The organism is Vibrio sp. 378 (genome assembly GCF_033339435.1).
Map to the genome: position 1 here is coordinate 1 of NZ_JAWOUO010001114.1, position 530 is coordinate 530.

General features: G+C 44.9%; 1 pseudogene. It reads right to left on the bottom strand.

Annotation, left to right across the window (positions count from 1 at the left end):
• Window positions 1-530: pseudogene (locus tag R7Q48_RS30670) on the bottom strand (DUF1254 domain-containing protein); the annotation flags it as partial.

Sequence of the window (530 nt, forward strand, 5' to 3'; positions counted from 1 at the left end):
GAGAAACCGTGATCGCTTCGTAGAACCAAGCCGCACGTTCATCAAGTTCATCGTAGTTTTCGCTTCGTTGATCAAGTGACACACTGATGGCATCTTTCCAATTCGTGTCTTTCCAGTACGGCTGTGTAAAACGCTTGGTGTAGTCATTTGATTGCGCCATTGCTCGGCCAACTTTACTTGCTTCAAGCAGAATTTTCTTTTGCTCTTCTGTTGGGTTAAACGGCTTACCCTTCTCGATACCTAAGAACTTCAACTGAGCCATAACAAAACGATCGCGTTCTTCCACTGGGTTTTCTTGGATGATTTGATGGATGGTCTTCCAGTATTCCAAGCCATCTTTTGGAATATGCGTCCAATCAATTTCCGGCACTTGAGCAACCGGGATTTTACGACCTAGTTTGCCATCGGCGTATGGTTGCGTTGTGATGTTTGGCACCACTTGTTTCACTACGCGATCAACATCCGGTTCAAGAATACGGATGCCACCATATACAACATTGGTCTTCGGTCTAATGACGTAATAGCCTTTT